Source organism: Mycobacterium sp., assembly GCF_004298145.1.
Lineage (GTDB): Bacteria > Actinomycetota > Actinomycetes > Mycobacteriales > Mycobacteriaceae > Mycobacterium.
Window position 1 is genome coordinate 1 of sequence record NZ_SCRH01000074.1, and the last position, 3,846, is coordinate 3,846.

The 3,846-nt window shown below is 61.6% G+C and carries 3 protein-coding genes; 2 read left to right on the plus strand and 1 reads right to left on the minus strand.

Going from position 1 to position 3,846, the window contains the following annotated elements; genetic code table 11:
- On the plus strand, positions 1-1,935 hold a 1,935-nt coding region (gene metG, locus EPN51_RS28905), incomplete at its 5' end, for a methionine--tRNA ligase (RefSeq protein ID WP_293049303.1).
- Between the two features lie 73 nt (positions 1,936-2,008).
- Positions 2,009-2,764 carry a YoaK family protein gene (locus EPN51_RS28910; protein WP_293049304.1) on the plus strand — a complete coding sequence of 252 codons (756 nt, stop codon included), beginning with the start codon at positions 2,009-2,011 and terminating at the stop codon, positions 2,762-2,764.
- Positions 2,765-2,820: 56 nt separating this feature from the next.
- Here EPN51_RS28910 and EPN51_RS28915 read toward each other — a convergent pair.
- On the minus strand, positions 2,821-3,846 hold a 1,026-nt coding region (locus EPN51_RS28915), incomplete at its 5' end, for a porin (protein WP_293049305.1).

A 3,846-nucleotide genomic window follows, 5' to 3' on the forward strand; every position in this document is an offset into this window, starting at 1 on the left:
CAGTTCGTGGCCGACATCGCCGCGGGCCGCAAGCCGTATCTGGACGGCTTTCACATCGCGTTCGACAACTGGCATTCGACCGACGCGCCCGAAAACCACGCGCTGGCGCGGCAGATCTACTGCGACCTGAAGAAGGCCGGATTGATCAGTACCAATGTGGTGGAGCAGTTCTTCGACCCCGAGAAGAACATGTTCCTGCCGGATCGCTTCATCAAGGGCGAGTGCCCGAATTGCCATGCCAAGGACCAGTACGGCGACAACTGCGAGGTCTGCGGCGCGGTCTATGCGCCGACGGATCTGATCAACCCCTACTCGGCGCTGTCGGGCGCCAAGCCGGTGCTCAAAAGCTCGGAGCACTTCTTCTTCCAGCTGTCCGACCCGCGCTGCGTGGCGTTCCTGCAGGACTGGACGCAAAACGGCCAGCATGTGCAGCCCGAAGTCGCGAACAAGGTCAAGGAATGGTTCAGCGTGCGCTCCAACCCCGACGGCAGCACCAGCGAGGGCCTGGGCGACTGGGACATCAGCCGCGACGCGCCCTACTTCGGCATCGAGATTCCCGACGCGCCAGGCAAGTATTTCTACGTCTGGCTGGACGCGCCGATCGGCTACCTGGCGTCGCTGAAGAACCTGCTGGAGCGGCGCGGCCAGAGCTACGACGCCTACATGGCCGACCCGCTGCTGAAGCAGTACCACTTCATCGGCAAGGACATCGTCACCTTCCACACCCTGTTCTGGCCCGCGATGCTCAAGTTCAGCGGCCGCAAGACGCCCGACAACATCTTCGTGCACGGCTTCCTCACGGTGAACAACGGCGAGAAAATGAGCAAGAGCCGCGGCACCGGGCTGGACCCGCTCAAGTACCTGAACCTGGGCATGAACCCCGAATGGTTGCGCTACTACCTCGCGGCCAAGCTCAATGGGCGCAACGAGGATATCGACTTCAACGCCGACGACTTCATGGCGCGCGTGAACAGCGACCTGATTGGCAAGTACGTGAACATCGCGAGCCGCGCCGCTGGCTTTTTACACAAACATTTTGCGGGTCGCATTGGAGAGCTATCGTCAGGTACGGTAGGAGCGAATGGCCGGACAACTGGTCCGCTCTACGAAATACCGATCCAAAACTTTCAAAGAACCAGCGCTTCGATACTGCAGTGTTTTGAGAGCCGAGAGTTCAGCCTGGCAGTTCGGATGATCATGAGATTGGCTGACGAGATCAATGAATTCTGGGACAGTGCGAAGCCTTGGGAACTCTCGAAAAAATTCTCTACTCCCGCTAACCCCAGTGACCCAACGTACCTGCACCTTGTCTGCTCTACGGTCATTGAGGGTTTCCGGCTACTCACACTGCATTTGAAACCAATCCTGCCCAAGTTGGCTCAAGATGCAGAAGCATTTCTTCGTCTTCCAAAGCCGCTGAGTACATCCGATGTCCTGAATGTCCTTCGGTCGGGACATCAGATCGGTGAGTACAAGCACCTGATGCAGCGCGTCGATGTCAAGCAGCTTGAGGCACTGTTTGAGGCGCCAGCCCTTGCTGATTCTATGCAATCAGCTTCTGAATCAATAGCGCCCGGCGGTGAGAACATCGCGGCCACTATAGCCATCGACGACTTCGCGAAGATCGACCTGCGCATCGCGAAGATCGTCAACTGCGAAACCGTCGAAGGCTCGGTCAAGCTGCTGCGCCTGACGCTGGACGTCGGCGAGGGCCGCCACCGCAACGTCTTCAGCGGCATCGCCTCGAGCTACAAACCGGAAGATCTGATCGGCCAACACACGGTCATGGTCGCCAACCTCGCGCCGCGCAAGATGAAGTTTGGCGTCAGCGAAGGCATGGTGCTCGCCGCCAGCCACGCGAACGAGAAAGCCAGTCCCGGCATTTTTCTGCTCACCCCCTGGCCGGGCGCCCAGCCTGGCATGCGCGTGCGGTAGCCATGATCATTCCCCTGCGCGCGCGCCATCGAGGACCGACGGTCCAGGCGCATGAGCGAGCGTGGGGGTCTGCGTGTTCCCGCTGATCCGGGGCTGGACCGATGTGAACCGCACCACGCGCACCAATGTGCGCCTGGGCGCGGTGCTGGCCCTGGTCGCGGGCGCGGCCAACGCCGGCGGCTTTCTGGCCGTGGGGCAATACACCTCACACATGACGGGGGTAGTCTCGTCGGTGGCGGACAATCTGGCGCTCGGCAAGGGTACGCTGGTCGTCACCGGCATCGGCTCCTACCTCGCATTTGTGCTGGGGGCCATGACCACCGCCATTCTGGTCAACTGGGGATTGCGCCGGCAGTTGCGCAGCGCCTATGGCATCCCGTTGTTGCTGGAAGCAATTCTGCTGCTGGTTTTCGGCCTGTTCGGCGCCGTGATGAACGTCATGACGGCACTGCTGGTACCGATCACGGTCATCCTGCTGTGCTTCATGATGGGACTGCAGAACGCGGTGATCAGCAAAATATCCAACGCTGAAATTCGTACCACCCACGTCACCGGGCTGACGACTGACCTGGGAATTGAGCTGGGCAAACTGCTCTATGTGAACCGCAATGACAAGCGCCCTCCAGTGCTGGCGAACCGCGGGCGATTGCGTCTGCACGCCCTGCTGATCGCGTGCTTCTTCACGGGCAGCGTGCTCGGCGCGCTGGGTTTTCGCTCGTTCGGCTACGTCACCACCGTGCCGCTGGCCCTGATGCTGTTGCTGCTGGTGGCGCGCCCGGTGCTGGACGATTTGCGGCGGCGCCGGCAAGAGGACGATTCCTGTCGATGACAGGTGGATCCGGCCACGAATTGCTGTGGCGTCTTGCCGGCCTTCTCCGCCGCGAGTCAGAAATTGGTCCGGACGCCGACGTCGTAACCGGTACCGCTGCTGCCCGGAGTCGCCGTCAGGCCGGGATTACCGCCGCCGTTGCTGCCGTTGAAGCTGTAGGTGCCGTTGTTCTTGTTGCTGATGTGCGAAACGGCCGCGTACAGCGCGGTGCGCTTGGACAGGTTGTACACATAGCCCAGCGCCCACTGGTCGGCGCCGTCGCTGGTCGCATTGTTCTGTTTGATCCGGTTGTACGAGACCGGGATATAGCCCGGACCGGCGTTGATCGTCGCGCCCAGGCCCCAGTGCGTGTATCGGGTTCCCGCGGCGTCGGAGTTGTTCACGCCATAGTGCGCCATCACCGTGGCCACACCGAAGTCGTATGAGCCGCCGAGGTTCGATTCCTTGAACGTCGTGTACAGGGCAGGATTCGCATTGGGGCCATGCGACTGCGCATAGGACAGCGCAACATTGAACGGGCCGGCCGCGTAGCCAATGCGGCCGCCCGTGTACTGGCCAGTCGACGGCTGGCTGCTGGTGTTGCCCGCAAAGGCGTACATCAGCTGCGCATAGACGCCGCTGCCCACGATCGCGAGTCCATTCGGGCGGAACCCCCAGAGGTACTGGATGGAGTTGTTCGCACGGACCGCGGTGAGAGCGTTCGCGCCGCCGGCGGTGAGTCCGGGCCCGCCCAAGGTGATGTTGGTGCCAGCACCGGGGCCCGAATCATGGAACGGATCGAACAGCCAATGATTCACGAAAGATGGCGAGTAGTCCCGGCCCAAGCGCACTTCACCGAAGTTACCAGCCAGACTGACCGTGCTGCGGCGATTGAATGTCAAACCGCCGGCGTTACCGTTCTGCGGCGTGAACTGGCCTTCCAGCCAGAAGTTGGCCGACATGCCACCGCCCAGGCCTTCAGTACCACGAAAGCCCAATTGGTCGCCGCTGTTGCCGGACGAACTCATCATCGTCCTGCTTTGGCCGCCCATGCTGTAGTGACTGACATCGGCGTCCACCACACCCCACAGGGTCACGGAGGA